The organism is Streptomyces sp. TLI_55, from assembly GCF_900206255.1.
In the GTDB taxonomy this organism is placed as follows: Bacteria; Actinomycetota; Actinomycetes; order Streptomycetales; family Streptomycetaceae; genus Streptomyces; species Streptomyces aquilus.
The window spans coordinates 7,332,550-7,359,001 of sequence record NZ_OAOJ01000001.1 but is presented as its reverse complement, the minus strand read 5'-3'; the positions used below and the strand labels follow the sequence as shown (position 1 = coordinate 7,359,001).

Genomic DNA, 26,452 nt, shown 5'->3' with positions numbered 1-26,452 from the left:
CGGCCACGAGTACCGCACTGCGGACCACGCTAGCGGGTTCGGGGGGCGGGGAACGGGGCGTTGATGGGACGTCACCTGGTCGTGGATGGGGCGGAGTTGGGGCGGGCGGAGTCATGGGCGGCCCTCCAGCTCCCAGCGGCGCCACCCCTCACCCCCACGGCAGCCAGGCCCGTACCCCGAATCCTCCGCCCCTCTCCGGACCGTGTTCCAGGTGGCCGCCGGCCAGGGTCGCTCGTTCGGTCAGGCCGATCAGGCCCTGGCCGGAGCCGGGTACGGGGGTCACCTCGCCGTCGGGTGCCGGGTTGTGGACGGAGACGGTGAGGCCTTCTCCGGGGGCGCCCTCGACCGAGACGGTGACCTCGGTGCCGGGGGCGTGTTTGCGGGCGTTGGTGAGGCCCTCCTGGGCGATGCGGTAGGCGGTGCGGCCGACGGAGGCGGGGACGGCGGCGGGGTCGGTGACGCGGGTGTCGAGGACGACCTTCATGCCGGCCTCGCGCGACTCGGCGACCAGCGCGTCCAGGGCGGCGAGGGTGGGCTGCGGGCGGCCCGTGTCGTCCTGGTCGCCGGCCCGCAGGACGCCGATGATCTCCCGCAGGTCCTGGAGGGCCTCGTGGGCGCTCTCCCGGATCACGCCGGCCGCCCGGGCGACCTCCTCCTGGGGTGCGTCGGGCCGGAACTCCAGCGCGCCCGCGTGCACGCTGAGCAGGGTGAGCCGGTGGGCGAGGACGTCGTGCATCTCGCGGGCGATGGCCTCGCGGGCCAGCCGCTGCGCCTGCTCGGCACGGAGCCGGGCCTCGGTCTCGGCGCGCCGGGCGCGGTCCCGGAGGCTCAGCATCAGCTGCCGCTTGGAGCGCACGACCAGGCCGCAGGCGATGACCACCGTGACCATCAGCAACGTCATGACGACCGAGACGAAGTACGGCAGGTCGACGTCGGGACGCATCCAGTAGTAGAGCGGGATCAGCGCGATGTTGATGCCGCCCACCCAGGCCACGTACCGGAAGGGCCGGTGCACGGCGAGGGTGAACAGGGCGATCAGACAGGCGCCGCCCGCGGTGTCGGAGACGAGCCCCACGGGGACCGTCGCGACGGCGAGCCCGAGCGGCCAGCGGCGGCGCAGCCAGACCGCGCCGCAGGCGACCGCGCCGATCAGCTGGTCGAGGTGGGCGAGGTTGTCGGAGACATCCGGGTTGCGGGCGAGCTTGTCCGCGCCGATCAGGCCGATGGTCACGGCGACGACGAAGCAGCTGAAGTCGACGAGCCAGTCGCGCGCGGTGCGCCGGGGCCGGCGGCCGGCGCGGTCGGCGTCCGGGTCGAGTTCGTTCAGGACGGCCGAGGGCAGCAGCCAGCGCCGGCCCGCGAAGAACTGGGGTACCGCTGTCTGCTTGTCACCGCTCACGGTCGACAAATCTACGCACGGAACCCCGGCGACACCTCCACGCGGACCGGATCACCTACCAAAGTCGCGGGAGAGGCGACTTTCGGCGCGGCGGGGTCGCGGGCACCGGGTACTTCCGGCGGACGTGGCTCGCCCCGCGGCCGATGACTGTGGGGGGACCGCGGGGCGAGGGTCGTGCCATGAAGGAATTGCTGGAACTGATCGGATTTCTCGCCCTGGTGCAGGGCGTCGCCGGCCTCGTGAACGAGTTCACCGACTGGCACTGGGGACTCGTGCAGAAGCTGGGCTTCCTCGACGGCCACGAGCTCTACGCGAGCATCGCCCTGGTGGTGCTCGCGATCGCGCTGTTCGCCGCCGCGGAGAGCCGGAAGTCCGGCTGAACGCGGACCGGACCTCCGGCTGGTCGCACTGTTCCTCGACGCCTCGGTGGGGGTTTCGACCGGTCGACTCAGCAGCCGTAGTCGATCAGGTCGAACGTGGCGTAGTGGTCCGCGGTGTAGTAGTCCTCCTGGTACTCCTCACCCGTCACGATGCGGCGCGCACCGCGCGTGGAGGAGCCGGGGGTCTTGACCGTGTACTCGTGGTAGTACCCGGTGGACTGCGAGGGCAGGACGCCTTCGCGGTTCTGGAAGACGACGCCGTCCTGGGAGTACGGGTAGGGGCCACCCTGTTCGATGAGCCTCAGGGTGTCGTACGCCTGGGAGGGCAGGTCGCTGTAGCAGATGTTGCCGACGGCGGCGGCTGCGGGGGAAGCCGTGGCGACGGTGCCGCCGACGAGGAGGGCGGACAGGACGGCGGCTGCGGCGCCGATGCGAGCGATTCGTGGGGGGAATCTCATGCGCTCATGATGACGCGCGTAGACAGTGGCATGTCAATGACAACTCCGGAGATTTTCCCGTCAAGTCCGATGAGTTTTCCGGAAGTTAACTTGTGGCCCTGCGTCCCCACGCGGTCCCCACAAGCACCAGCGCGCCGCCCGCGAGACCGAGCGCGCCGAGGCGTTCGCCGCCGAGGGCGATGCCCGCGAGGGCGGCCCACAGGGGCTCGGTGCCGAGCAGCAGGCTGACCCGGGACGGGGAGGTGCGGCGGACCGCCCACATCTGCACGAAGAACGCGAAGAGCGTGCAGAACGCGGACAGGAACAGCAGCCCGGCCCACTCCCGCGGCCCGAAGTCCGCGGCCGTCCCCCACGGCGTGGCGTCGGCGCCGGTCGACAGCAGCGCGAACACCGCGACGGCGGTGCCGAGTTGGACGGTGGTCAGGGACAGCGCGTCGGCGCCCTCCACCGCCTTGATGCGGGACATGGCGAGCACGTGGACGGTACGGGCGAGCGCGGCGAGCAGCATGAGCAGGTCACCGAGGGAGGGCCGGGTGAAACCGCCGCCCTGGGTGAGCAGGACGACGCCGAGCACGGAGAGGGCGGCGGCGCCGAGGAAGGCCCGCGAGGGGCGGGTGCGGGTGACGGCGGCCTCGGCGAGCGGCGTGAAGATCATGGTGAGGCTGATGATGAGGCCGGCGTTGGTCGCCGAGGTGTGGACGACGCCGTACGTCTCCAGGAGGAAGATCCCGCTGAGGATCAGCCCGAGCACCCCGGCACCCCGCCACTGCGCGCCGCTCAGGGCGAGCAGCGCGCGCCGTCCGGCGACGGCGAGGGCCGGCAGGACGATCGCGAAGCGCAGCACCAGGACCGCGAGCACGGTGCGCGCGGTGGTGATGTCCTTGGCGGCGAGATAGCTCGCGCCCCACACGACCGCCACGAGCAGGACGGGCAGGTCGGTCAGCCAGGTGCGGCGGGGCGCGAGAGTGCCGGGTACGGCGATCGAGGACATCGGTGCGGCTCTCCCGGTCTCCGTCTGGGGTGTGGAGACGCCGGTGGCTCGCACGTGGAGCGATCACCGTACCCGCGTGGCTGACCTGGGGCTAGGCGTTTTCCGGGAGGCCGAACGTGCCGTACCGCGGGCGGCCCGTCTTGTCGTACGTCTGGATGGAGACGCCCTTGGAGGTGACGAGCCCGGCGCGGTGCTCGAAGGCGGTCGGGAGGCTGCCCTCGGCGAAGAGGCGGCGGCCGGCGCCCAGGACGACCGGGACGGTGATCACATGGAAGGTGTCGATCAGGTCCAGGTTCAGCAGGGACTGCACGAGGGCTCCGCTGCCGTGGACCTGGAGCTCGCCGTCGGTGTGCTCCTTGAGGGCGGTGACCTCCTTGGCGAGGTCGTCGCCGATCACGGTGGTGTGGGCCCACTCAGGGTCGGTGAGGGTGGCCGAGGGGACGTACTTCGGCAGGGCGTTGAGCCGGTCGGCGATGAGGTTGTCGGGGTCGGTCACCTTCGGCCAGTACGCGGCGAAGATGTCGTACGTACGACGGCCGAGGAGGAACGCGCCGACCTGGCCGAAGACCTCGGTGACGAAGCGGCCGAAGTCCTCGTCGTCGTACGGGACCATCCAGCCGCCCTGCTCGAAACCGCCCCGGGGGTCCTCCTCGGGGCCGCCCGGGGCCTGGTAGACGCCGTCGAGGCTGACGAAGATCTGGGAGACGAGCTTGCCCATGGCGGGTGCCTTCTCTCGTGGGTGGGGTCTGTTCTCATCAGCTCAGACCCCACCGGCACCGGCAACTCATCGGTCCTACGAGGGCTCAGCCCGCGTGCGTGGAGAACAGGCCGCCCGTCGGGCCCTGCTTGTCGCCGCCCTGCGCCTTCTTCAGGGCGTTGGCGAGGCTCTCGATGGTCAGGGACTGGAGGATGACGCGTCCGTTGCCCTCCAGGGTGGCCAGGGAGAGGCCCTCGCCGCCGAACACGGCGTTCATCAGGCCCTGACGGTTGAGGCCGCCGACGCGCTGGACGCCGTACTGGATGCCCTCCTCGAAGGCGACGACGCAGCCGGTGTCGACCTCGATGCGGCCGCCGAAGTCGGCCGGGTTGAGGTCGATGAAGTTGCCGGCGCCGGCGATGATCACGGTGCCGCGGCCGGTGAACTTCTCCAGGATGAAGCCCTCGCCGCCGCTGCGGCCGGTCCGGCCGCCCTGGAAGGCGATGCCGAAGTCGACGGTGGACTCGGCGGCGACGAACGCGTCCTTCTCCGCGAACCACGCGCGCGTGCCGTCCAGCTCCAGGGCGCGCATCTCGCCGGGCAGGACGCCCGCGAAGCCGACGGTGCCCTCGCCGCCGGTGGACGTGAAGTACTGGAACGCCAGGGACTCGCCCGCGAGGGCGCGCTGGCCGACCTGCATGGCGGTGCCCATGGCCTGGCGGAGCATCCCTCCCATGCCTCCGGCGCCGCCCTGGGGCTGCTGTCCGCCGGGGTTCGACGGGCCGCTCAGGCGGGTCTCCATGGTGACGTTCGTGGTCTTGAACAGGAACTTTCCGGCCTCGCAGTACACGGTCTGGCCGGGCTGGAGGCTGACGACCGCCATCTGCATGGCGTTGCCGACGATTTCTTGCTGAAGGGTCACGGGAGGAGAACGCGGGAGGCGGAGGGAAGAGTTCCGCTCTTCGGGTTCGGGGTTCGGGGTTCGGGTTCGGGGTTCGGGTTCGGGGTTCGGGCTCGGGGTTCGGGGGTGCGAATTGGGTGTCCGTTCGCCGCCAGCACGCGCGGGTGCGCGCCGCTGAGATGGAGGCATGACAACAACGACTGACGGAACTCTGCACGGCAAGGTCGCCCTCGTCACCGGCGGCAGCCGGGGGATCGGGGCGGCGACGGTGCTGCGGCTCGCGCGGGAGGGCGCGGACGTGGCGCTGACGTACGCGAACGGCAAGGAGGCGGCCGAGGACGTCGTACGGCGTGTCGAGGCGCTGGGGCGGCGTGCGGTCGCCCTGCGGGCGGACTCGGCCGACCCGGAGGAGGCGGCGGGGGCCGTGGCGGGGGCGGCGGAGACGCTCGGCGGTCGCCTGGACGTGCTGGTGAACAACGCGGGTGTGGGGGTGCTGGGGCCGCTGGACGGGCTGTCGCTCGCCGACGTGGACCGGGTGCTGGCCGTGAATGTGCGCGGGGTGTTCCTGGCCTCGCAGGCGGCGGCAGCGCTGATGGGGGCCGGCGGGCGGATCATCACCATCGGTACGTGCATGACCCAGCGGGTGCCCGGGCCCGGTGGCACGCTCTACGCGATGAGCAAGTCGGCGCTGGTCGGGCTGACGAAGGCGCTGGCCAGGGAGCTGGGCGGGCGGGGCATCACGGCGAACATCGTGCATCCCGGGCCGACGGACACCGACATGAACCCGTCGGACGGGCCGTATGCGGCGGCGCAGGCGGCGATGACGGCGCTGGGGCGGTTCGGGACGGCGGAGGAGGTGGCGGGGACGGTCGCGTATCTGGCGGGGGCGGAGTACGTGACCGGCGCCGAGTTCGCTGTGGACGGGGGGCATGCGGCGTGAGGCCTCAACGCCGGACGGGCTGAGCGAGTCGGACCGTCCGGCGTTCGTTCACACAGAGAAGAGCAGCAGGTCAGCCGCCCAGCTCCTGATGCCTCGCCCGCAGCGTCGCCGCGCCCGTCTCCGTCAGCGACCCGAACAACCGCAGCCGTGAGATGCCGCCGTCCGGGAAGATGTCCACGCGCGCGTGGGTGCCGATCGCCGGGGTCGGGAGGACGAAGCGGTGGTTGGTGTCGGGCTGGAGGCGGGTGCGGGGGAGGATCTCCCGCCAGGCGCCCGTCTCGCCGTCCTGGACCGACACCGACGCCCAGCCCGCGCTGTTGCCCTTCAGATACGCCGTGTCGATCTCGATCGCGCGGATCTGGGACTGGGCCACCAGCCGGTAGCGGATCCAGTCATTGCCCTGGTCACGGCGGCGCCGCGTCTCCCAGCCGTCGTCCATCTTGCGGGAGCGCCCCGGCTGGATGGTGTTGGAGGCCGGCGAGTAGAAGAGGTTGGAGGCGTCCTCGGCCCGGCCGCCGTTCTCCAGGGCGACCACGTCGAAGGTGCCGAGGACCGACAGCCACTCGGGGTCGGGGACGACCTCGCCGTACACGCGCAGGCGCGCGATGCCGCCGTCCGGGTGCTGGTTGACGCGCAGGTGCGTGAAGCGCTGCTCGACCGCCACCTCGAAGCCGTTGGCCGCGTGGCCGCCCACCGGCGTGCGCGGGACCAGCGTCGTCCACTTCACGTCGTCGCCGAGGAGCTCCTCCGGGGAGGGCGAACCCGCGACCGACGTGGCCTCGACCGACACCGCCTGCGGGTAGTTGCCGCGGAAGTGGGCCGTGTCGACGACGATCCCGCGGATCACGCCGGGCGCGCCGAGCCGGACCAGCGCCCAGTCGTGGTCCTCGGCCGTCGGCCACGGGTGCTCGGCGGAGACACCGCGGCGGCGCCGCGTCTCCCAGCCGTCCATGATCTTGCCCTTGTGCCCGAAGTGCTCGGGGTCGAACTCGGCGCGCTCGGGCAGGAGCAGGTTCTCGCGCTGGGCGAAGAACTCGTCGTTGGCGGCGATGACTCCGGCGCCGAGCTGCCGGGCGGCGAGGTCGGCGTACTGGGTGAAGGGGAAGTCGGCGGTGCGGTAGTCGGCGTACGGGTCACCGCCGCCGTACGGGTTCGCGTCGCCGGTGAAGCTCGGAATCGCCGTCACGGAGAATGCCTTTCTGAAGAGTCGGCCGCTGCGGGTGCGGTGGTGAAGTCAGGGGGTGCGGGTGAGGAGTTGGCCCTTCGGGTCCGTGAACTCGCCGTCCGCGACGATGCGTTCGCCGCGCAGCCAGGTCGACTTCACCACGCCGTACAGGGTCTTGCCCGCGTACGCCGTCACACGGTTGCGGTGCTGGAGTTCCGCCGGGTCGACGGTGAACGTCTCGTCGGGGGCGAGGACCGCGAAGTCGGCGTCGCGGCCGGCCTCGATGGCACCCTTCTGGTCCAGGCCGACCAACTCCGAGGTGCGCGTGGACATCCAGCGGACGACGTCCTCCAGCCCGTGGCCGCGCTTGCGGGCCTCGGTCCAGACCGCCGCGAGGCTCAGCTGGAGGCCGGAGATGCCGCCCCAGGCGGTGGCGAAGTCTGCGGTCTTCAGGTCGGCCGTCGACGGGGAGTGGTCCGTGACCACGCAGTCGATGGTGCCGTCGGCCAGCGCCTGCCAGAGGAGGTCCTGGTTGGCGGACTCGCGGATGGGCGGGCAGCACTTGAACTCGCTGGCGCCGTCCGGGACTTCCTCGGCAGTCAGGGTCAGATAGTGGGGGCAGGTCTCGACCGTGAGGCGGACGCCTTCGGCCTTGGCCGCGGCGACGATCGGCAGGGCGTCGCTCGACGACAGGTGCAGGACGTGTACACGCGCGTCCAACCGCTTGGCCTGAGCGATGAGTTGGGCGATCGCCGTGTCCTCGGCGTCACGCGGGCGGGAGGCCAGGAAGTCGGCGTACTTGGGGCCGCCCTGCTGCGGGGCCGCCTCCAGATGGTGCGGGTCCTCGGCGTGCACGATCAGCAGGCCGCCGAAGGAGGCGATCTCGGCGAGGGACTGGGCGAGTTGCTCCTGGTCCAGGTGCGGGAACTCGTCCACGCCGGACGGCGACAGGAACGCCTTGAAGCCGAAGACGCCGGCCTCGTGCAGCGGGCGCAGGTCCTTGACGTTGTCCGGCAGGGCGCCGCCCCAGAAGCCGACGTCGATGTGGGCCTTGTCGGCGGCGACGTCCTTCTTGACGCGGAGGTGGTCGACCGTGGTGGTCGGCGGGAGGGAGTTGAGGGGCATGTCGACGAGGGTCGTGATGCCGCCGGCCGCCGCCGCGCGCGTGGCGGTCCAGAAGCCCTCCCACTCGGTGCGGCCGGGGTCGTTGACGTGCACGTGGGTGTCGACCAGACCGGGCAGGACGACGTGGTCGCCGACGTCCTCCAGGCGGGCACCGGCGGGTACTTCGGCGTCGTACGGGAGTACGGCCGTGATCTTGCCGGCGGCGACCGCGACCGAGGCGGCGCGCGTCCCTTCCGGAGTGATGACGCGCGTCGAGCGCAGCACCAGTTCAGCGTCGGACACCCGGACCCCTCTCTGACACCGGTTTACTTCTCTGACACCGGTTTACTTCCGCGTAACGGAATTCAACTTTCTGTTGAAGGAGTCTTCACTCCCGTTCTCGCGCCGTCAAGGGCACACTTCCCCACAGCACCTCCGGCGCCCACACTCTGGACGTTTCCATAAGGCGGAATTAGAATTCCGCCAGGCAGAACGTAGCTACGCACAACAAGGGAGTCAACCGACTGCCGGGTAGGCTTCTGCCCTTCCTGCCAGGTCCCGAAAGGAACGCGCCGTGCCGACGTCCAGCGCCAGCACCACCGACTCCGCCAAGTCCGCCGGTGGCGGGGTCCAGTCCCTCGAGCGCGCCTTCGATCTGCTGGAGCGGATGGCGGACGCGGGCGGCGAGGTCGGCCTCAGCGAGCTCTCCGCGACCAGCGGGCTGCCGCTGCCCACCATCCACCGCCTCATGCGCACGCTCGTGGCCTGCGGATACGTCCGCCAGCAGCCCAACCGCCGCTATGCCCTCGGCCCCCGCCTGATCCGTCTCGGCGAGTCCGCCTCCCGACTGCTCGGCACCTGGGCCCGCCCCTACCTCGCCCGGCTGGTCGAGGAGACCGGCGAGACGGCGAACATGGCGCTGCTCGACGGCGACGAGATCGTCTACGTCGCCCAGGTGCCGTCCAAGCACTCGATGCGCATGTTCACCGAGGTGGGCCGCCGCGTCCTGCCGCACTCCACCGGCGTCGGCAAGGCCCTCCTCGCCGACGTCCCGGACGCCGAGGTGCGGGCGCTGCTCTCCCGTACCGGCATGCCGGCCGCGACGGAGAAGACGATCACCACGCCGGACGGCTTCCTCGCGGCGCTGGCCGACGTACGGCAGCTCGGGTACGCGGTCGACGACAACGAGCAGGAGATCGGCGTCCGCTGCCTCGCGGTGTCGGTGCCCAACTCCCCCACGGCCGCGGCGATTTCCATCTCCGGCCCGGCAGGGCGGGTCACGGAATCGGCGACCGACAAGATCGTGCCGGTGCTCCAGCAGGTGGCGACGGAACTCTCGGAGGCACTGGCCAGCCAGAGCCCGGCGTGAAGCCGGCTGAGCCTCGGCTGGAACTGTCGCAGGCGCTGGCCGACCAGAGCCCCGCGCGAATCCGGCCGAGCCTCAGCCCCTCGTAAAGCCCGCTGAGCCTCAGCTCCACGTGAAGCCCGCTGAGCCTCAGCCCCGCGCGAAGCCCGCCGAGCCCCAGCCCCACGTCAAGCCCGCCGAGCCTCAGCCCCGCCCCGGCCCCCCGAACAGCTCCACCGCGTCCCGCACCTCCGCCAGCCCCCGCGACAGCGCGCTGACCGAGCCGATCGCCCCCGCGATCAGCAGCAGTGAGCGGCGCAGTCGGGGAATCTCCGGTGCCCCGTCGGTCGTCATCGCGGCCAGCGCCGCCAGTTCGTCCTCGGCGATCGCGCGGTCGGGGAACTCGGCCGGGTGCGCGGCGAGTTGGCGGCGCAGCCGGGACACCGCGGTGCGCAGTCCCGCCACTCTCGGATCGTCCTCGTCGCTGCCGGTCACCGGCCTCTGCCCCAAGCTCCGCAACACAGCTCTCCCCCCGGCGCACCCTGTCGTGCGCCGCACCTCGTGATCCCGTCCGAAACAGCCCCGTGGCACTGGTCGGGCGCCGGGGGACGCGGGTCAGTAAACGCCACGCCGGGCGCGCCGCGCCACCGCGCGGACCGAAATTCAGCCTCTCGAAACCGGCCACTTGCCCGGGCGTCAGGTATGCAGGACGCATGACGGACAACGAGGACCAGATCGCCGGACTCCTCCTCGCGGCGGGCGGCGGCCGGCGGCTCGGCGGGCGGCCCAAGGCGCTGCTGGATCATCGCGGCAGGCCACTGGTGGAACACGCGGTGAGCGTCCTGCGCGCGGCGGGCTGCACGCGCGTGCACGTGGTCCTGGGCGCCGCCGCCGACGCCGTACGGCAGAAGGCCGATCTGGCGGGCTGCGTGCTCGTCGACAACCCGGAGTGGGCCGGCGGTATGGGGTCCTCGCTTCGAGCCGGTCTCGAGTCGCTCTCCGGCACGGGCGCGCGGGCGGCGCTGGTGTCGCTCGTCGACCAGCCCGGCATCGGGGCGGAGGCGTTCGCGCGGGTGCGCGCCGCGTACACCGACGAGACGGCGCTCGTCTCGGCCGCCTACGACGGCGTACGGGGGCATCCCGTGCTGTTCGGGTCCGCGCACTGGGCGGGGATCGCCGCGACTGCCACGGGGGACCAAGGGGCACGTGCGTATCTGAAGGAGCACGCCGCTCAGGTCGCGCTCGTCGAGTGCGGCGACGTCGCCCGGCCCTACGACATCGACACCGTCGCCGATCTGCACCACCTTGAGTGAACGGGGTGGCACTGAGCGCCACCTTTCCTCGACTCAGAGAATCTCGATATCAACAAACCATTGAACTTCCACGATGAGGAAACTAGTATCCACTGTTCAGAAGCGCCCTACCGCTCCACGGGCGTTCCTCGCCGTACCCGGTTCGACTGGCACCCGGTGCCACGCTCGCTGAAGGAAGTGACAGCTCATGTCCGCACCAGCGCCGTCCCCGCTGGCCATCGTCGACGCCGAGCCCCTGCCCCGGCAGGAGGAGGTCCTCACGGACGCGGCCCTCGCCTTCGTGGCCGAGCTGCACCGCCGGTTCACGCCCCGGCGTGACGAACTCCTCGCCCGCCGTGCCGAGCGCCGCGCCGAGATCGCCCGCACCTCCACCCTCGACTTCCTCCCGGAGACGGCCGCGATCCGCGCGGACGACTCCTGGAAGGTCGCCCCCTCCCCCGCCGCCCTGAACGACCGCCGCGTCGAGATCACCGGCCCCACCGACCGCAAGATGACCATCAACGCCCTCAACTCGGGCGCCAAGGTCTGGCTCGCCGACTTCGAGGACGCCTCGGCGCCCACCTGGGAGAACGTGGTCCTCGGCCAGGTCAACCTCGCCGACGCCTACACCCGGAACATCGACTTCACCGACGAGAAGACCGGCAAGTCGTACGCCCTGCGCCCCGACGAGGAGCTCGCGACGGTCGTCATGCGCCCGCGCGGCTGGCACCTGGGCGAGCGCCACCTCGTCGACGCCGACGGCAGCCAGGTCCCCGGCGCCCTCGTCGACTTCGGCCTCTACTTCTTCCACAACGCGCAGCGCCTCCTCGACCTCGGCAAGGGCCCGTACTTCTACCTCCCGAAGACCGAGTCGCACCTCGAAGCCCGCCTGTGGAACGACGTGTTCGTCTTCGCGCAGGACTACGTCGGCATCCCGCAGGGCACCATCCGCGCCACCGTCCTGATCGAGACGATCACGGCGGCGTACGAGATGGAGGAGATTCTCTATGAACTCCGCGACCACGCGTCGGGATTGAACGCGGGCCGCTGGGACTACCTCTTCTCCATCGTCAAGAACTTCCGTGACGGCGGCGCCAAGTTCGTCCTCCCGGACCGCAACCTGGTCACGATGACGGCCCCGTTCATGCGGGCGTACACCGAACTCCTCGTCCGCACCTGCCACAAGCGCGGCGCGCACGCGATCGGCGGCATGGCGGCCTTCATCCCGTCCCGCCGGGACGCCGAGGTCAACAAGGTGGCCTTCGAGAAGGTCCGCGCCGACAAGGACCGCGAGGCCGCCGACGGCTTCGACGGCTCCTGGGTCGCCCACCCCGACCTGGTGCCGATCGCCATGGAGTCCTTCGACAAGGTCCTCGGCGACAAGCCCAACCAGAAGGACCGGCTGCGCGAGGACGTCCACGTCGAGGCCGCCGACCTGATCGCGATCGACTCGCTGGACGCCAAGCCGTCGTACAACGGCCTGGTCAACGCCGTCCAGGTCGGCATCCGTTACATCGAGGCCTGGCTGCGCGGGCTCGGCGCGGTCGCCATCTTCAACCTCATGGAGGACGCGGCGACCGCCGAGATCTCCCGCTCGCAGATCTGGCAGTGGATCAACGCCGGTGTCGAGTTCGAGAACGGTGAACTCGCCACGCCTGAGCTCGCCCGCAAGGTCGCGGCCGAGGAACTCGCCAACATCCGCGCCGAGTTGGGCGAGGAGGCGTTCGCGGCCGGCCACTGGCAGCAGGCCCACGACCTGCTGCTGGAGGTGTCGCTCGACGACGACTACGCGGACTTCCTCACCCTGCCCGCGTACGAGCAGCTCAAGGGCTGACCTACTCCTGACCTACTCCTGAACCGCCTTGTCCGAGTGGCCCAGGGACTTTCCCGGGGCCACTCGGTCGCGTACGGCCTGCTTCACCGCCGTCGGCTCCGGGAAGCCCTGCTCGCGCCGGTCCCAGACCACCTCGTCGTCCACCCGGACGACGAAGACGCCGCCGGTGCCGGGCTTGAGGGACAGCTCGCCCAGCTCCTGCTCGAAGGTGGTGAGCAGCTCCTGCGCCAGCCAGGCCGCGCGGGGCAGCCAACGGCACTGGGTGCAGTACTCGATCTGTACGACGGGGCTCGCGGGGCTCATCCGAGGTGCACCGACCAATCCTGTTCCGCCGCGGGCTTGCCGTGCAGATCGGGGACCTGCTTGAGCCACGCGGGACGTCCTCGCTGGTTCTTCGCCGCACGGAGGGCCTCCTCGGCGGCGAGTTCCTCCCGGGTGGGGAAGTCCATGGGCAGCCAGTCCGCCGACGCTTGCACGCGCGCGTGGAGGTACGCCACGTACGCCTCACGCGCCTCGTCGGGGGTGGCGTGGTCCGTGAGCCAGGCGTCGGGGACGGCCGCGGTGACCTCGCGCAGCAGGTCGAGCGTCACCTTGGGGGCCAGTTCCGTGTCGGCGGCCCGGACGTCGGGGGCGTAGTGGCCGAGCGCGTGGTGGCGGAAGTCGTACCGCTTGGCGGGGTCCGTGCCGTCCCAGCGGTGGTGGAAGACGAGTGCGGCGCCGTGGTCGATCAGCCACAGGCGCGGCGGCGCGACGCCGAGCGTGGGCCACACCATGAGGTTCGAGCTGTGCACCGTACGGTCCACGTTGACGGTCAGCGCGTCGAGCCAGACGATCCGGCCCGCCTCCAGCGAGTCGACCGGGAAGCTCCCCGCGACCTCCGGGGTGAAGTCCCGGGCGCCCGGCAGATAGTCCATGCCGAGGTTGAGGCCGGCGCTGGCGCTGTGCAGCTCGCGCACCTCCTGGTGGGGCTCGCTGTCCGCGATCGCCGGGTCGAAGTGCACCAGGACCAGTTCGGGGAAGCGCAGCCCGAGCGCGCGGGCCAGCTCGCCGACGATCACCTCGGCGACCAGCGCCTTGCGGCCCTGCGCGGAGCCGGTGAACTTCACGACGTACGTCCCCAGGTCGTCGGCCTCGACGACCCCGGGCACGGAGCCGCCGGACCGCAGCGGGGTCACGTATCGAACAGCAGTCACTTCGCGCAGCACACCCGCCAGGGTATGCCAGGGCTCACGGTGCCAGCGGGTTGGGCAGCGGCAGGTAGCGGGCGTCCGCACCGTCCGCCTCCGTCCAGCGCAGCAGCAGGTTGGTCTTGCCGGGGAGGGTGGGCGAGGCGAGCAGGCTCGTGATCTCGGGGAGGTCGTGACGGGCGAACTCACGGCGTACGGCGGGCCAGGGGTCGAGGCCCGGATGACGCTCGGCGAGGGCGGCGGCGACCTCGCACAGGTGGTTCACGACGAGCGTGTACACCAGCCGCTCCCACCCGGCCGCCCGTTCCACGTCCGCCAGCAGCTTCACACCCTCCGCGTCCCGGAACAGCGCCTGCACGGGCATCCCGTCGCCGTCCACGGCGACCAGCGTGTTCTGCAGATGCGCTTCGAGTACGACCCCGTGGTCGGCGAAGGCCGCGAGGGCCGGCGGCACGACGGCTCGCAGATACGCCTCCCACCAGGCCGCACCGCCGGACGGGGCGCCCTCGAAGCCCTCCACCAGCCCGGCGGCGAGCAGCGGGGTCGCGCCGGGGCGGAGGTGGCCCTGGAAACCGTCGCGGACCAGGACGGCCAGTTCCTCGAAGGCGAAGTCGGCGGTGCGATAGCCGCGGTCGGAGAGCCAGGCTGCCGGGCCGCCGGCGAAGGCTTCCGTGGCCGCCCGGTCGGTCCGCCGCAGTTTGAGCAGGTCGTGACGCCACAGGCGCCGGATGTCGTTGGTGATGCGCACGTCCAGGCTGAACTTCAGGAAGAGGTCGTGTTCAGGGGCGTACAGGGTGCGGATCGCGGCCGTGGGCCAGGTGTCGAAGCCGGTCGTGCCCAGCCGGATCAGCCGGCCGTCGGCGAAGGCGGCCGTGAGGTCCACGAGGTCGAGCTGCCAGGGGTGCGCGGGCAGCAGCCGGTAGCCGGGCGGGGCCTCGCCGAGGGCGTCCAGGGCGGAGGTGTCGCCCTCCTCGACGACCGTGTCCTCGCGCACGCCGAGCAGCGTCAGCGGGAAGCGGGCGTGCGCCTCGGGCGCGTAGGGCAGCCAGCCGGCGGCCGGGCCGCCGCCGCGCGCCTTCGGGGCGGGGTGGTGGGGGTGGCCGGTGAGCAGGGACTGCTCCGAGAGCAGGTACGGGTCCGTGGGCGGCGTCGCACGCGCGCGTGCCGCCAGCAGGGCGGCCACCGCGTCCCGGCTGTCGATCATCTCGGCCGGCAGCTCGTGGTTGGTCAGGCCGGTGTGGCGGGTCAGCTCCTCGGCGACGAGCTTGACGAGTTCGGTGTGGCCGATGCGGTGCCAGCGGCCTCCGGTGTGCACCTCGGGTTCCGCGGGCCGCCGCTCGCCCCGCACCCGCAGCAGGCGGCCGCTGGGCAGCCGGTGCGTGCGCGGCTCGCCGACGCCCGGGAGCGCCTCGGCGACCTCCCGCAGCAGGCAGTTCAGCAGCGGCGCGGCAGCATAGGCGTCGGCGGCGGCCGGGGGGATGAGGTCCACGCGTTTCACTCGTTCTCTACATGCGGGCGGAGACGATCAGTATCTCTGTCGCCGGCCGCCCGCCGTGCCACCTATGCGTACCCGAGGAGCCCACCCGTGCACCGTTCCCCCACCGCCGAGGCCGAGGTCGCCCAGGAGCTGGCCGAGGCGCGCCCCGACCTGGTGTCGCGGTACGCGGCCGAGCTGCCGGGCGCCCGGGCCGCCGTCCTGACCCGGCTGTGGCGGGCGCTGGCGTACGAGCCGCTGCCCTGGATCAGCGGCCGGGACGGTCTCGCCCTGCCCTGGATCACCGGTGGGCACGGTCTCACCCTGCGCCTCAAGGACGGACGCCGGCTCGAAGGCCCGGCGGCCGACCCCTACGCGACGACCGCGTACGTCTCGGTCGTACGGCTCGACGGCACCGCGTACGACGATCCCGCGCGGCTCGTCACCGACCTCGGCGTACCGCACGGCACCGGCCTCGCGGCCGAACTCGGCCACAGCGTCGCCTCACTGGCGCTGTCGCGGGCCGGACAGCCGGCGGCCGACCCGGACGAGTGGCCCGCGAGCGACTGGGAGTGGGAGCAGCGGGTCGTGGACGGGCATCCGTTCCACCCCAACTGCCGTTCCCGGCCCGGCTTCTCGGTGGCGGAGCAGCTGGCGTACGGGCCCGAGCACCGGCCGCTGGTCGGGCTGCGGCTGATGCCGGTGCGGGCCGACGAGTGCCTGGTGACCGGGGACTGGCCGGCCGGGATGCGGGACGGGGCGCGGCTGTTGATCCCGGTGCATCCGTGGCAGGCGGCGCATGTGCTGAAGCGGGCGGGCGACGCGGGACCGGCCGCGCATCCGCTGATGTCCCTGCGCACGCTGGCCCTGACCGGCGAAGGGCCGCATGTGAAGACCGCGTTGAGCGCCCGGCTGACGTCGTCGGTGCGGGACATCTCGGTGTACTCGATCGGCATGTCGGCGACGCTGTCGGCCTTCGCGGAGTCGCTGGCGGCCCGCACGGACGGCCTGCTGCACTTCACCCGCACCCTGGGCGCGGCCACCGCCGACTCCCCCGACCTGGCCGCCGTGGTGCGCGAGTCGCCGCAGGTGTACGCGGGGAGCGGGGAGCGGGTGGTGCCGGTGGCCGCGCTCGCCGGCACCGATCTGCCGTCGAACGCGTCCTGGCTGGCGGACTTCACACGGCTGGCGCTCACCGTCGGGCTGCGGCTGCTGGACCTCGGGGTGGCCCTGGAGGCGCACGGCCAGAACCTCCTGGTCGTGCTGTCGGCGACGGGCGCGCCGCTGCGGCTCGTCTACCGCGACCTGGCCGACATCCGCGTCAGCCCGGCCCGGCTGGCCCGACACGGTGTCCCCGTACCGGAGTTGAGCGGCCGGGTCGTCACCGACGACGCAACGGCCCTGCGGCGCAAGCTGTTCGGGGCGCTGGTGGCGGGCGCGCTGGCCGGGACGGCGGGGTCGGGGGCGGCGTTGGGCCAGGCGCTGGAGACGGTCGTACGCGACCTTCCGGACACCCCCGACCTCGTGGCGCTCCGTGAGAACCCGCTGCCCACCAAGGCGTTGACGCTGATGCGGCTGTCGCCGGGGACGCCCGGGGACCAGTGGGCACAGCTGCCGAACCCGCTTCGTTTTGGAGGCTGACACCTCCGTTCCATAGGATCCGCCGATGATCACAAGACAACGGCTGGCGGCAGGAGTGTGCGTCCTGTTCGCCGCGCTGACGGCCGGGATCGCCTTCCCGGTCGCGGCGGTCGCCGGTGAGCCCACGGGCGGGACCGCGCCCCAGGTCGACCTCGTCCTCGACGTGAGCGGCTCCATGCGGACGGCGGACATCGACGGCGGCACCCGCATGGCGGCGGCGAAGCAGGCCTTCAACGAGGTGCTGGACGCGACCCCGGAGGAGGTGCAGCTCGGCATCCGGACCCTGGGCGCCAACTACCCCGGCGACAACCAGAAGACGGGCTGCAAGGACACCGCGCAGCTCTATCCGGTGAGCACGCTGGACCGCACCGAGGCCAAGACGCAGGTGGCGACCCTCTCGCCCACCGGCTGGACGCCGATCGGCCCGGCGCTGCTGAAGGCCGCCGACGACTTCACCGACAGCGCCGCCTCCAAGCGGATCGTGCTGATCAGCGACGGCGAGGACACCTGCGCCCCGCTCGACCCGTGCGAGGTGGCCCGCGAGATCGCGGCCAAGGGCATCGGCCTGACCATCGACACGCTCGGACTGGTCCCGAACACCAAGATGCGGCAGCAGCTGAGCTGCATCGCCGAGGCGACCGGCGGTACCTACACCTCGGTCGAGCACAGCGAGGAACTCACCGACAAGGTCAACCAGTTGGTGGACCGTGCGGCCGACCCGGTGGTGACGCCGGTGGCCACCGAGGGTGCCGGGCAGTGTGCCGACGCGCCCGCGCTGAAGTCCGGACTGTTCACCGACCGCGAGGAGTTCGGGCAGCAGCGCTGGTACCGGGTGGACGTCAAGCCCGGGCAGGAGCTGCGGGCCTCGGTGAGCGTGGCGGCCGACCGGGCCGTGCACCCCTCCTACGGGGTGCTGCTGCGGGCGGTGACCGTGCACGGCCGTGAGATCGTGCGCGGCGAGGCGTCGGGCAACGGCCGTACTGACGTGATCTCGACGGGTCTGCGCTACCCGAAGGCGGACAGCGACGAGGACGACCCGGCCGCCGAGACCGTGTGTCTCCAGGTCACCAACTCCTTCTCGGCGGCCGCCGGGGTGAAGACCACGCCGGGCATGCCGCTGGAGCTGACGGTCGACGTCGTGGACGCGCCGTCCTCGTCCAGCGACGTGGCCTCGTTCGGTCTCGGGCGCGGCTGGTGGCTGCTCGGTCTGCTGGTGCTGGTCGGATTCCTCGCCGGGCTCGTCTGGGGCTGGGTGTCACGCTGGCGGGTCGCGGTCTGGAGGACCAACTGATGCGGATCACACGAGCGTTGGGTGCGGCGCTGCTGATGCTGGGGCTGGCCGTGGCACCCGCGGCGGCCGACTCCTCGCCGTCGCCGTCGGCGTCGTCCGACGGTGACGCGCCGACGTCCGCCGGTACGTCCTTCCGTACGGCGACCGAGTTCGAGCAGGGGCAGCAGGCCACCGCGAGCGGTTCCACCGGCGACTACCTGTACTGGTCGTTCCCGGCGGACGCCGGTCAGCGCCCCACCGTCGAGGCGACGGTGAAGCTGCCCCAGACGCATGCCGGGCAGACCTGGCAGATCGACGTGTACGACGGGCTGCGGCGCCGCCAGGCCTGCCAGTACGGGGCGCAGACCCGCACCGCGGCGGCCGACGCGACGACCGTGGAGCTCGCCTGCGTCATGCGTACGGTGCGCGCCTGGTCGGAGCCGTGGGCGAACGACCCGCTGCCGGGCACGTACTACGTCCGGCTGACGGCCGTGGGCCTGACGACCGCCGACCTCGGTCAGCCGGTCGAGACGTCGGTCGAGGTGAACTCCAAGGACATCGGCGGCGCGGCGGCGGTGGACGGTTCGCTGGCGAAGCCGCTGGTGCCGGGGATCGCGATGAAGTCGGAGGCCGCGTCGGAGGACGACTCGTCCGCCTCGGCCGTGCTGTCCAGCATCGAGCCGGAGGACGGCTGGTCCGGCGGCTGGTGGTCCGACCGCTGGGTGTGGACGGCGGTGGGCGGTGTGCTGGCCGCGCTCGCGGGCGTCGGCGGGTACTCGCTGACGCGCGGGGCGGGACGGCCGTCGCGGGTGCCGCCGGGCGCCTGACGCTTCATCAAAAGGCCCGCTGCGTCACCGCAGCGGGCCTTTTTCATGCGTTCCTGAGCCCCTTGGCCAGCGTCCCGTCGCCGCCCACCTCGATACGCCCGTCCCGCACCGCGTCGGCCACGCTCAACTCCCCGCGCCCGATGGCCGTACAGGTGTCGACGTCCATGGAGAGCCGGGCGTCGGGCTCCCCGGGGGCGCGTCCGTGGCCGTAGACCGGCCCGTCCTCGGCGCCGACGAACAGATGGAAGTCCCCTTCCTCCAAACGGACTTCGACGAGGCCCTCCCCCTCCAGCGCGCGAAGCAACGGCAGCGCGAACCAGTGCGCCCGTACCGCGTCGGTGGGCCGCCGCTCCCCCAGCTCCGCCTCGCCCCACGCCCCCAGCGCCTGGATCACGGGCAGCAACTCCCTTCCACGGCCGGTGAGTTCGTAGACGTACGCCGCACCGGGCGGCGGCAGCCTGCGCCGGGTCGCGAGGCCGTCCCGCTCCATGTCCTTCAGCCGGGAGGCCAGTACGTCCGTGCTGACGCCCGGCAGGTCCGCGTGCAGGTCCGTGTAGCGGCGCGGGCCGGTGAGCAGCTCACGGACGATCAGCAGGGTCCAGCGGTCCCCCACGGCGTCCAGCGCGCGGGCGGCGGAGCAGTACTGGTCGTAGCTTCGGCGAGGTGACATGCGACGCAGTCTAGACAAGTCGTTGGACTTTCCAAGCGGCCACTTGGTAAAACCAAGCAACACACGAAACCGGAGAGGCAGCAGCGCATGGAGTTCCGGCAGTCCAGCAAGCTCAGCGACGTCTGTTACGAGATCCGCGGCCCGGTGATCGAGCACGCCAACGCGCTGGAGGAGGCGGGCCACAGCGTGCTGCGCCTGAACACGGGCAACCCGGCGCTCTTCGGTTTCGAGGCGCCCGAGGAGATCGTCCAGGACATGATCCGGATGCTCCCGCAGGCCCACGGCTACACGGACTCCAAGGGCATCCTCTCCGCCCGCCGCGCCGTCGCCCAGCGCTACCAGACGCTCGGCCTGGAGGTCGACGTCGACGACGTCTTCCTCGGCAACGGCGTCTCCGAGCTGATCTCGATGGCCGTACAGGCGCTGATCGAGGACGGCGACGAAGTCCTCATCCCCGCCCCCGACTTCCCGCTGTGGACGGCGGTGACGACGCTGGCGGGCGGCAAGGCCGTGCACTACATCTGCGACGAACAGGCCGACTGGAACCCGGACCTCGCCGACATGGAGTCGAGGATCACGGACCGCACCAAGGCCGTCGTGATCATCAACCCCAACAACCCCACCGGCGCCGTCTACCCGAAGGAGATCGTCGAGGGCATCCTCGACCTCGCCCGCCGGCACGGCCTGATGGTCTTCGCCGACGAGATCTACGACCAGATCCTGTACGACGACGCCGTGCACCACTCGGCCGCCGCGCTCGCCCCGGACCTGGTCGTCCTGACGTTCTGCGGGCTGTCGAAGACGTACCGCGTGGCCGGCTTCCGCTCGGGCTGGCTGGTGGTGACGGGCCCGAAGCAGCACGCCAAGGACTACCTGGAGGGCCTGACCATGCTGGCCTCCATGCGGCTGTGCGCCAACGCCCCCGCCCAGTACGCCATCCAGGCCGCGCTCGGCGGCCGCCAGTCCATCCGCGAGCTGACGCTGCCGGGCGGCAGGCTGCACGAACAGCGCAACGTGGCCTGGGAGAAGCTCAACGAGATCCCCGGGGTCTCGTGCGTGAAGCCGAAGGGCTCGCTGTACGCCTTCCCGCGCCTGGACCCCAAGGTCTACAAGATCCACGACGACGAGAAGTTCGTCCTGGACCTCCTCCTGCGCGAGAAGATCCAGGTCGTCCAGGGCACCGGCTTCAACTGGCCGACCCCCGACCACTTCCGCATCCTGACCCTCCCCTACGCGGACGACCTGGAGGCGGCGATCGGGCGGATCGGGCGGTTCCTGAGCGGGTACCGCCAGTAGCGACACCGGCGGCGCGGTCCCGCCCGGGCTCCTAGCCTGGAGTCATGGGTGATCTCTTTCTCGTCCGGCACGGCGAGACCGCGTGGTCGCGGTCCGGGCGGCACACCGGGTGGACGGACGTTCCGCTGACCGAGCACGGGCGGGAGGAGGCGCGGCGGCTGGTGCCGCTCATCCGGTCCCATCGGATCGGCGCCGCGTTCGTCAGCCCGCTCCAGCGCGCGCGGGAGACGGCCGAGCTGATCGGGGTGCCGGACGCCCGGGTCGACGTCGACCTGCGGGAGTGGGACTACGGCGGCTACGAGGGGATCACCACCGTCGAGATCCAGCGCACCCGGCCCGGCTGGTTCCTGTTCACGGACGGGGTCGCGCCCGGTCCGCCGGAGCATCCCGGGGAGACGCCGGAGCAGGTGGGCGAGCGGGCCGACCGGGTCCTGGCCAAGGTCGACGCGGCCCTCGCCAACACCGAGGGCGTGGTGCTGCTGGTGGCGCACGGCCACTTCCTGCGGGTGCTGACGGCCCGGCGACTGGGGCTGCCCGCGGCGCATGGGGCGCTGTTCCAGCTGGCCACGGGGACGGTGTGCCGGCTGGGGACGGAGCACGGGCGGCCGGTGATCGCCGGGTGGAATGTCAGACCCCCGGCTTAGTCTTCGAAGGAGTTCCAAAGGGACGCCGTGAGCCGAAGGGGGAACGTCGTGGCTCGTCCGCCCACCGCCGCGCAGCGCCGCGTCATCGACGCCGCCGATCCCGTCACCGGCCGGCTGAAAGGTACGGAGGCGCAGCTCGCGGCGCTGGTCAGGCACGGGCTGGCGTTCCGGCACGCGCGCCCGCCGCACGATCACTTCCTCACCCCGGCCGGGCATCGCCTGCGGGACGCCGAGCCCGTGGCACCCGCGCCGGAGACGCCCTCGGCGTCGGGGGTGTTCGCCGCCCGGATCGGCGGTGAGGAGGCTCCGCCGGCCGCGGGTCCCGCCCGGCTGCGGGAGGTGCACAGTGCCTGGCAGGGGCTGCTGGAGCTGCGCCGGATGACGAACCCGGACGGGGCCACGGACCGTCCGTGCGGCTGGGAGCGGGCGCATCTGGTGCAGGCCGCCGCGCTCGCCCTGGAGGCGGCCGGGCATGTCCCGGCGGGGGCCGACGGCGAGCGGGGCTACCGGGTGCGGGCGACCCCGCAGCCCGAGGCCGTCGCCGTGCGCGAGCCCGACGCCGCCGCGCTGCGGGCCTGCTCGGTCACGCTGGAGGCGGCGGGCTGGCAGGTCGGCGAGTACACCGAGCCGCGGACCCGAGATCGCTATCTGCTGGCCTCGCCGAGACGGGTGTAAGGCGCACGTGTCAGGATCTGGTCCATCAACTGCCGTGGCACGAGAGGTGATTGACGTGACCGAGCCGTTCGCCGTTCCGGTGACCGTCCGCGGGTACGAGACGGATGTGCAGGGCCATCTGAACCAGAGTGTCTACCTCAACTACGCGGAGCACGCCCGCTGGTCGCTGCTGCGGGCGGCCGGGATCACCCAGGCCGGCCTCATCGGCAGCGGCGTGGGACCGGTGGCCCTGGAGACCACGATCCGATACCGGCGGGAGCTGCTGGCGGGCGACGAGGTGGAGGTGAGCTGCGCCTTCGAGTGGGGCGAGGGGAAGACCTTCCGTATCCAGCAGACCATCCGCAAGACGGACGGCACGGTGGCGGCCGAGATCGCGGCCGTCGGGGGGCTGATGGACCTCAAGGAGCGCAGGCTGGTCACGGACCCGCGGAAGTACTTCAAGGAACTGGCGGCGGATCCGTCCCTGTTCGGACTGTGAGCCGCCGCCGGCCCGGGGGTCAGACGTCGACCAGCTCCGGCTGGTGCTCGGTGTCGTAGGCCGCGCGCGACTCGGCGATGTAGACCCTGTTGCGCTCTGCCCAGTCGGTCAGGCGTTGCAGGGTCTCGTGCAGTTCCGTGGCGACGGGTGTGAGGGCGTACTCGACCTTCGGCGGGACCGTCGGGTGGACCGTGCGCGTCACGAGGCCGTCGCGCTCCAGGTTGCGCAGGGTCAGGGTGAGCATGCGGCGGCTGATGCCCTCGATGCTGCGCTCCAACTCGGTGAACCGGATGGGTCCATGGGCGGCGGCGACCAGGATCTGGACGCTCCATTTCCCGGCGACCCTGTCAAGAACTTCCCGGACCGGGCACGCGTGCGCGTTCACTGCCTCGACGGTTACACCGGTGTTCCTCTGGGACATCGAACTGCCTCCTTACCCCTCTCCTCATGGTCACTCAGGATGCACTCAGTTACAAGTCGTGCACCTAAGGAGAGCGAAGGTCATGTCGACCACGATCGAGTCACCGACGAAGGCGGGGCCGCCGTCCCGAACGTACTCCCGCTGGGCGTCCCTCGTCGTCCTGTGCGCGGGCACGCTGATGACGATCCTGGACGGCAACATCGTCACGGTCGCCATGCCGGCCATCCAGAGCGACCTCGGTTTCTCGGCGCCGGGGCTGGCCTGGGTCGTGAACGCCTATCTCATCGCGTTCGGCGGGCTGTTGCTGCTCGCCGGGCGGCTGGGTGACCTGGTCGGGCGCAAGCGGATGTTCACCGCCGGGCTGGTCGTGTTCACCGCGGCCTCGGTGCTGTGCGGGCTGGCGACCGGGCAGGGCGTGCTCATCGCGGCGCGGGCGTTGCAGGGCGTGGGCGGGGCGATGACCTCGGCCGTGGTGCTGGGCATGCTGGTCGCGTTGTTCCCCGAGCCGCGGGAACAGGCCCGTGCCATCGCGGTGTTCAGCGCGGTCGGCGCGGCGGGCGGGGCGCTCGGCACGTTTCTCGGCGGGGCGCTGACCGAGGCGCTGAGCTGGCACTGGATCTTCCTGATCAACCTGCCGATCGGGATCGTGGCGTGGCTGGCCGCGGTGCGGGTGCTGGCGCCGGACAGCGGCGAGGGGCTCGGCAAGGGCGCCGACTACCCGGGCGCCGCGCTCGTCACCGGGGCCCTGATGCTCACGGTCTACGTCATCGTCGGCGCCGGCGACCGGGAGCTGACCGCCACCTTGCTGCTGGCGGCCCTCGCCCTCGCGCTCTTCACGGCGTTCACACTCCGCCAAGCCCGAGCTGCCCGCCCTCTCCTACGGCTGCGCCTGTTCCGCTCCCGGCTGCTCAGCGGCGCGAACGCCGTGCAGATCCTGATGATCGCGACGATGTACGGCTTCCAGTTCATCGGCGCGCTCTATCTCCAACGCGTGCTCGGCTACGGCGCGTTGCTCACCGGCACCGCGTTCCTGCCGGCGCCGATCGCGATCGGCCTGCTGATGCTCGGCCTGTCGGCCCACACGATCGGCCGCTTCGGCGCCTACCGGGTGCTGCTCGCCGGGCTCGCCCTCATCGTCGCCGGCATGGCTCTGCTGGGCCGGGCCCCGGCCGACGGTTCCTATGTCACCGACGTACTCCCGCCCCTGCTCCTGCTCTCCGCCGGGTTCGCCGCCGCGATGCCCGCGCTGACCGGGCTGGCCATGTCGGGGGCCCGGGAGGAGGACGCGGGGCTGGCGTCGGGCCTCTTCAACACCACGCAGGTGGTGGGAGGTTCACTCGGCCTGGCGGTGCTGTCGGTACTGGCGGCGAGCCGGACGGAGGAACAGCTCAACGCCGGCGGCACGACGCTGACGACGGCCACCGCGGAGGGCTACCAGCTGGCGTTCCGGGTGGGTGCCGGGATCGCGGTCGGGGCGCTGACGCTGGCGGCGGTCGCCTTGCGGCCGCGCGACGAGTGAGCCGACACGGGCCGGCGGAGCCAGTGGCGCGGCGGCGGGACCCCGGTGCCCGCCGCCGCGCCATCGCGCGTCACGCCCCGGCGAACACCTGCATGTGATCTTCGGCCCACTCCCGATACGACCGCGCCGGTCGTCCCAGTGCCTCTCGAACGTCGTCCGTGACGGTCGTGTTGCCGCCCGTGCGGGCGAACTCCAGGCCGCCGAGGACCCCTTCCACCGCCTGGTCGCTCAGTCCGGACGCCGACAGCTGCTCCCGCAGCTGTTCCCGCGACGGGGTGACCGTCTCCACCGGGCGGCCGAGCACCGCGGCGAGCACCGCGGCCTGGTCGTCGACGCTGATCGCCTCGGGGCCGGTCAAGGTGTACGTCCGTCCCGCGTGCCGCGCGTCGGTCAGGGCCGCCACCGCCACCTCGGCCACGTCACGCGGGTCGACGACGCCCTGCCGCCCCTCCCCCGTCATATTCGGCACGGGTTGGCCCGCCGCCAGGGCCTGCGCCCAGCCCAGGGTGTTCGAGGCGAAGGACGAAGGCCGGAGGATCGTCCACTCCACGTCGGACGAGGACCGCAGGGCCTGTTCGCCGGGCAGGTGCCACCTGCCGAACTCGCCGAACTCGGGCTCGCCGGTGCCGATGGAGGAGAGCTTCACGATCCGCCGCACCCCCGCCGCCCGCGTCAGCTCGATGAGCCGCACGTCCCGCCCGCCGTCCTCCGGCCCGAGCACCCCCACCAGGAACGCGGCGTCGACGCCCGCCAACGCCGCCTCCAGGGACGCCTGGTCGAGGAAATCGCCACGCACCACCTCCACGCCCTCGGGCACCACCGCCCGCTGGGGGTCACGGGTCAGGGCGCGCACCTTCTCGCCGCGTGCCACGAGCTGTCGTACGACTTCACTGCCGATGGTGCCGGTCGCACCCGTCACTAGGATCATGGCCTCAACGCTGGCGGACGCCCCGGCGGCAACTCTTGGAAATTCCGGCACGGTTGGCCTGCCCCCTCCGTCGCGTCGCCCGCTTACCGTGGAGAAGTGACGACCATCGCCCCCGCGGAACGCGCAGAAGCCGCCCAGTCCCTTCCCGACGTGCTGCGGCCCTGGGTCAGCGATATCGCCGCCGTGACCGGCGGCGAGTCGGTCGCGCACGCCCCGGACACCGCGACGAAGCTGGTGCTGCGCGTCCACGAGGACGGCCGGCGTGACGCCCTGGTCATCGGCCCACGGACCCGCGCCTCGTACCACCGGGCCGGGACCGAGCGCCTCGCGTCCTGTGTGCAGCTGCATCTGGCGCCGGGGACGGCACGTCCGCTGCTCGGGGTGGCGGCGGCCGACCTCGTCGGCCGGGCGGTCCCCCTGGGGGAGCTGCCCGCGCGTACGGCACGGCAACTCGCCGACGAAGCCGCTGACTTGGGGGCTGAAGAGCTGATCGACCGGCTCACTCACCTCCTCGGCCGGCTCCCGCTCCCGGACTCCCGGGGCAGGCTGCTGCGGGCGGCCGTCGACGCCCTGTCGATGCGCGGTGACCGGCCACCGGCGCAGGTGAAGGACGTGGCGCGGGAACTCGCCGTCAGCGAGCGGCAGTTGCGGAACCTCTTCGCGGAGGGCGTCGGCCTCTCCCCCAAGCACTACGCGCGCATCGACCGCGTCCGCGCGGTGCTGGCGCAGGCGCCGACCGCCAAGTGGGCCGATCTCGCCGCCACCACCGGGTACTACGACCAGGCGCACATGACGTCCGACTTCCGCACCCTGATGGGCGTCCCACCGCGCTCCTTCTTCACCGGCCGCCTCCCCGAGGCCCGCCCCTGTCAGGCCTTCGACCGGCTCTGAACTCGGTGCAGGTGGGGGGCGGCCG

General features: G+C 72.0%; 28 protein-coding genes. 14 read left to right on the top strand and 14 right to left on the bottom strand.

Annotated features, from left to right (window positions below; all coding sequences use genetic code 11):
- Nucleotides 1–148: 148 nt before the first annotated feature.
- The gene (locus CRP56_RS33730) at nucleotides 149–1,408 is read right to left on the bottom strand and encodes a sensor histidine kinase (protein ID WP_097270488.1); all 1,260 of its coding nucleotides are present in this window, start codon (nucleotides 1,406–1,408) and stop codon (nucleotides 149–151) included.
- Nucleotides 1,409–1,578: 170 nt separating this feature from the next.
- Between CRP56_RS33730 and CRP56_RS33725 the strand changes: the two genes are divergently transcribed.
- On the top strand, nucleotides 1,579–1,779 hold the full coding sequence (locus tag CRP56_RS33725) for a hypothetical protein (RefSeq protein WP_097270485.1): 201 nt from the start codon (nucleotides 1,579–1,581) through the stop codon (nucleotides 1,777–1,779).
- Nucleotides 1,780–1,847: 68 nt separating this feature from the next.
- On the opposite strand, the gene CRP56_RS33720 is transcribed toward CRP56_RS33725, so the two are convergent.
- The 4 genes from CRP56_RS33720 to CRP56_RS33705 all read right to left on the bottom strand — a co-directional run bounded on the left by CRP56_RS33720 (nucleotide 1,848) and on the right by CRP56_RS33705 (nucleotide 4,847).
- Complete coding sequence (locus CRP56_RS33720; RefSeq protein ID WP_097270483.1) at nucleotides 1,848–2,237, bottom strand: ribonuclease domain-containing protein; 390 nt, start codon at nucleotides 2,235–2,237, stop codon at nucleotides 1,848–1,850.
- An 85-nt stretch (nucleotides 2,238–2,322) separates the two neighbouring features.
- Complete coding sequence (locus CRP56_RS33715; protein ID WP_097270481.1) at nucleotides 2,323–3,228, bottom strand: DMT family transporter; 906 nt, start codon at nucleotides 3,226–3,228, stop codon at nucleotides 2,323–2,325.
- Nucleotides 3,229–3,319: 91 nt separating this feature from the next.
- The gene (locus CRP56_RS33710) at nucleotides 3,320–3,946 is read right to left on the bottom strand and encodes a dihydrofolate reductase family protein (protein WP_097270479.1); all 627 of its coding nucleotides are present in this window, start codon (nucleotides 3,944–3,946) and stop codon (nucleotides 3,320–3,322) included.
- Nucleotides 3,947–4,031: 85 nt separating this feature from the next.
- Nucleotides 4,032–4,847 carry an AIM24 family protein gene (locus CRP56_RS33705; RefSeq protein ID WP_097270477.1) on the bottom strand — a complete coding sequence of 272 codons (816 nt, stop codon included), beginning with the start codon at nucleotides 4,845–4,847 and terminating at the stop codon, nucleotides 4,032–4,034.
- Between the two features lie 166 nt (nucleotides 4,848–5,013).
- Between CRP56_RS33705 and CRP56_RS33700 the strand changes: the two genes are divergently transcribed.
- A complete protein-coding gene (locus CRP56_RS33700) occupies nucleotides 5,014–5,766 on the top strand; it encodes an SDR family oxidoreductase (RefSeq protein ID WP_097270474.1) in 753 nt (250 codons plus the stop codon).
- Between the two features lie 70 nt (nucleotides 5,767–5,836).
- Here CRP56_RS33700 and alc read toward each other — a convergent pair whose 3' ends face one another.
- Together alc and allB are read right to left on the bottom strand one after the other, a co-directional pair.
- Nucleotides 5,837–6,952: an allantoicase gene (gene alc, locus CRP56_RS33695; protein WP_097270472.1), complete on the bottom strand. Its 1,116-nt coding sequence runs from the start codon at nucleotides 6,950–6,952 to the stop codon at nucleotides 5,837–5,839.
- A 48-nt stretch (nucleotides 6,953–7,000) separates the two neighbouring features.
- Entirely contained in the window at nucleotides 7,001–8,338 is a 1,338-nt protein-coding gene (gene allB, locus CRP56_RS33690; RefSeq protein ID WP_097270470.1) for an allantoinase AllB, read from the bottom strand.
- A 271-nt stretch (nucleotides 8,339–8,609) separates the two neighbouring features.
- Here allB and CRP56_RS33685 point away from each other — a divergent pair, with 271 nt between their 5' ends.
- A complete protein-coding gene (locus tag CRP56_RS33685) occupies nucleotides 8,610–9,404 on the top strand; it encodes an IclR family transcriptional regulator (protein WP_097270468.1) in 795 nt (264 codons plus the stop codon).
- 180 nt (nucleotides 9,405–9,584) lie between these two features.
- On the opposite strand, the gene CRP56_RS33680 is transcribed toward CRP56_RS33685, so the two are convergent.
- Nucleotides 9,585–9,875: a DUF5955 family protein gene (locus tag CRP56_RS33680; protein WP_257041378.1), complete on the bottom strand. Its 291-nt coding sequence runs from the start codon at nucleotides 9,873–9,875 to the stop codon at nucleotides 9,585–9,587.
- Nucleotides 9,876–10,093: 218 nt separating this feature from the next.
- On the opposite strand from CRP56_RS33680, the gene CRP56_RS33675 reads away from it, so the two are divergent.
- Nucleotides 10,094–10,693, top strand: a complete 600-nt coding sequence (locus tag CRP56_RS33675; RefSeq protein ID WP_097270464.1) for a nucleotidyltransferase family protein — start codon at nucleotides 10,094–10,096, stop codon at nucleotides 10,691–10,693.
- A gap of 187 nt (nucleotides 10,694–10,880) precedes the next feature.
- On the top strand, nucleotides 10,881–12,506 hold the full coding sequence (gene aceB / locus CRP56_RS33670; RefSeq protein ID WP_097270462.1) for a malate synthase A: 1,626 nt from the start codon (nucleotides 10,881–10,883) through the stop codon (nucleotides 12,504–12,506).
- A gap of 12 nt (nucleotides 12,507–12,518) precedes the next feature.
- Here aceB and CRP56_RS33665 read toward each other — a convergent pair whose 3' ends face one another.
- The 3 genes from CRP56_RS33665 to CRP56_RS33655 are packed head-to-tail and all read right to left on the bottom strand — an operon-like array spanning nucleotide 12,519 to nucleotide 15,191.
- Nucleotides 12,519–12,809 (bottom strand): SelT/SelW/SelH family protein, encoded by a 291-nt coding sequence (locus CRP56_RS33665; RefSeq protein WP_097270460.1) that lies wholly within the window; start codon nucleotides 12,807–12,809, stop codon nucleotides 12,519–12,521.
- Nucleotides 12,806–13,711 carry a HipA family kinase gene (locus CRP56_RS33660; RefSeq protein WP_097270458.1) on the bottom strand — a complete coding sequence of 302 codons (906 nt, stop codon included), beginning with the start codon at nucleotides 13,709–13,711 and terminating at the stop codon, nucleotides 12,806–12,808. The genes CRP56_RS33665 and CRP56_RS33660 overlap by 4 nt, the downstream gene beginning before the upstream one ends.
- Nucleotides 13,712–13,733: 22 nt before the next feature.
- Complete coding sequence (locus tag CRP56_RS33655; protein WP_097270456.1) at nucleotides 13,734–15,191, bottom strand: IucA/IucC family protein; 1,458 nt, start codon at nucleotides 15,189–15,191, stop codon at nucleotides 13,734–13,736.
- Nucleotides 15,192–15,278: 87 nt separating this feature from the next.
- Between CRP56_RS33655 and CRP56_RS33650 the strand changes: the two genes are divergently transcribed.
- Genes CRP56_RS33650 through CRP56_RS33640 form a run of 3 tightly spaced genes read left to right on the top strand, consistent with a single transcriptional unit; the run spans nucleotide 15,279 to nucleotide 18,905 of the window.
- Nucleotides 15,279–16,808, top strand: a complete 1,530-nt coding sequence (locus CRP56_RS33650; RefSeq protein ID WP_097270454.1) for an IucA/IucC family protein — start codon at nucleotides 15,279–15,281, stop codon at nucleotides 16,806–16,808.
- A 25-nt stretch (nucleotides 16,809–16,833) separates the two neighbouring features.
- Entirely contained in the window at nucleotides 16,834–18,099 is a 1,266-nt protein-coding gene (locus CRP56_RS33645) for a VWA domain-containing protein (RefSeq protein ID WP_097270452.1), read from the top strand.
- Entirely contained in the window at nucleotides 18,099–18,905 is an 807-nt protein-coding gene (locus CRP56_RS33640) for a hypothetical protein (RefSeq protein ID WP_097270450.1), read from the top strand. Before CRP56_RS33645 ends, CRP56_RS33640 begins: the two co-directional genes overlap by 1 nt.
- A 43-nt stretch (nucleotides 18,906–18,948) precedes the next feature.
- Here the strand turns inward: CRP56_RS33640 and CRP56_RS33635 are convergent, their stop codons facing one another.
- On the bottom strand, nucleotides 18,949–19,575 hold the full coding sequence (locus CRP56_RS33635) for a winged helix-turn-helix transcriptional regulator (RefSeq protein ID WP_097270448.1): 627 nt from the start codon (nucleotides 19,573–19,575) through the stop codon (nucleotides 18,949–18,951).
- A gap of 87 nt (nucleotides 19,576–19,662) precedes the next feature.
- On the opposite strand from CRP56_RS33635, the gene CRP56_RS33630 reads away from it, so the two are divergent.
- Genes CRP56_RS33630 through CRP56_RS33615 form a run of 4 tightly spaced genes read left to right on the top strand, consistent with a single transcriptional unit; the run spans nucleotide 19,663 to nucleotide 22,668 of the window.
- Complete coding sequence (locus CRP56_RS33630; RefSeq protein ID WP_059195409.1) at nucleotides 19,663–20,871, top strand: pyridoxal phosphate-dependent aminotransferase; 1,209 nt, start codon at nucleotides 19,663–19,665, stop codon at nucleotides 20,869–20,871.
- 44 nt (nucleotides 20,872–20,915) lie between these two features.
- On the top strand, nucleotides 20,916–21,515 hold the full coding sequence (locus CRP56_RS33625; RefSeq protein WP_097270445.1) for a histidine phosphatase family protein: 600 nt from the start codon (nucleotides 20,916–20,918) through the stop codon (nucleotides 21,513–21,515).
- A 48-nt stretch (nucleotides 21,516–21,563) separates the two neighbouring features.
- Nucleotides 21,564–22,190 (top strand): hypothetical protein, encoded by a 627-nt coding sequence (locus tag CRP56_RS33620; RefSeq protein WP_097270443.1) that lies wholly within the window; start codon nucleotides 21,564–21,566, stop codon nucleotides 22,188–22,190.
- Between the two features lie 55 nt (nucleotides 22,191–22,245).
- A complete protein-coding gene (locus tag CRP56_RS33615) occupies nucleotides 22,246–22,668 on the top strand; it encodes an acyl-CoA thioesterase (RefSeq protein ID WP_097270442.1) in 423 nt (140 codons plus the stop codon).
- A gap of 19 nt (nucleotides 22,669–22,687) precedes the next feature.
- Here CRP56_RS33615 and CRP56_RS33610 read toward each other — a convergent pair whose 3' ends face one another.
- Nucleotides 22,688–23,089: a winged helix-turn-helix transcriptional regulator gene (locus CRP56_RS33610; RefSeq protein WP_097270440.1), complete on the bottom strand. Its 402-nt coding sequence runs from the start codon at nucleotides 23,087–23,089 to the stop codon at nucleotides 22,688–22,690.
- 82 nt (nucleotides 23,090–23,171) lie between these two features.
- Between CRP56_RS33610 and CRP56_RS33605 the strand changes: the two genes are divergently transcribed.
- Entirely contained in the window at nucleotides 23,172–24,608 is a 1,437-nt protein-coding gene (locus CRP56_RS33605; protein ID WP_097270438.1) for an MFS transporter, read from the top strand.
- Nucleotides 24,609–24,678: 70 nt separating this feature from the next.
- On the opposite strand, the gene CRP56_RS33600 is transcribed toward CRP56_RS33605, so the two are convergent.
- The gene (locus CRP56_RS33600) at nucleotides 24,679–25,536 is read right to left on the bottom strand and encodes an SDR family oxidoreductase (RefSeq protein WP_097270436.1); all 858 of its coding nucleotides are present in this window, start codon (nucleotides 25,534–25,536) and stop codon (nucleotides 24,679–24,681) included.
- Between the two features lie 96 nt (nucleotides 25,537–25,632).
- Here CRP56_RS33600 and CRP56_RS33595 point away from each other — a divergent pair, with 96 nt between their 5' ends.
- Entirely contained in the window at nucleotides 25,633–26,427 is a 795-nt protein-coding gene (locus CRP56_RS33595; protein ID WP_257041374.1) for an AraC family transcriptional regulator, read from the top strand.
- The last annotated feature ends 25 nt before the right edge of the window (nucleotides 26,428–26,452 follow it).